The organism is Parafrankia sp. Ea1.12 (genome assembly GCF_900465275.1).
GTDB classification, from domain to species: Bacteria; Actinomycetota; Actinomycetes; order Frankiales; family Frankiaceae; genus Parafrankia; species Parafrankia soli.
Genome location: NZ_UBIZ01000479.1, coordinates 1 through 247 on the forward strand (window position 1 = coordinate 1; position 247 = coordinate 247).

General features: G+C 70.0%; 1 protein-coding gene. It reads left to right on the forward strand.

The annotated features are described in order from the left end of the window. Positions 1 to 84 precede the first annotated feature (84 nt). Positions 85 to 247 (forward strand): ArsR family transcriptional regulator (locus FMEAI12_RS28860; protein WP_146776786.1); only part of this gene is annotated, 163 nt, incomplete at its 3' end.

The following is a 247-nucleotide window of genomic DNA, read 5'->3' on the forward strand; positions in this document are numbered from 1 at the left end:
TAAGCTCGGTATTCAACCAATCGGTTGAGGAAGTGGCCGGCTGATCGTGGCCGGCCTGGGGAATGCGGAGGGGGAGTGCCGGTGGTGGCGGCGGACACGCTGTCCCGGGTGTTCTCGGCGCTGGCGGTGGGGGACGCCACCGTCAACGAGCTCGCCGCACCCTACGACATGACCGTCCAGGCGGTGTCCAAGCACCTGCGGGTGCTGCAGGACGCCGGCCTGGTCAGCAGCGGCCGGCAGAGGCCGC